The sequence below is a fragment of the Terrisporobacter mayombei genome, from assembly GCF_020748465.1.
Taxonomy (GTDB): domain Bacteria; phylum Bacillota; class Clostridia; order Peptostreptococcales; family Peptostreptococcaceae; genus Terrisporobacter; species Terrisporobacter mayombei.
The window spans coordinates 1-456 of the sequence record NZ_JAHZMP010000221.1; the positions used below are offsets into that span (position 1 = coordinate 1).

The 456-nt window shown below is 48.2% G+C and carries 1 protein-coding gene; it reads right to left on the reverse strand.

The features are described from left to right. Positions 1 to 456, reverse strand: a 456-nt coding sequence (locus K0039_RS25300; RefSeq protein ID WP_228106887.1) for a type II secretion system protein GspL, incomplete at both ends; no start/stop codon positions are given.

Here is a 456-nt window from a genome sequence, read left to right on the forward strand (position 1 = left end):
CTGCCAGGCGGGCGAGCCATTTTCCCGATTTGCTTACAGTTTTCTGTTTACGAAAAATACCATGCAGCATGTCATAGCGCTGGAATGCAATATCGGCAGAATACAAACTCAGTGATGGTATTTCAGGATGCTGGATAAGTGGATTGGCCGCTGCAACGCCGTGAGTTACTAAACCATAACAAAGCATATTCTCAGGCGGAAACTGGGCAGCAAGATGCTGTAACCAGTGTTCATCCAGTTCGTTGAAGGCATGTGCGGAACTGCGAATGAGCCAGCTTGTTTGCTGGTTAACCAGAGTCCAGCTATCTACTTCCCAGGGAAGATAGCAGCCATCTGGCAAAACCCGCGTCACTTTGAGTCCGGCAGTATGTAAACGCTCAAGATAGCGACTGAGTTTCTCCGACTGAATGCCTATCACCTCGACACTTTCGTTTTGTTTATCGACAACCGTCCAGT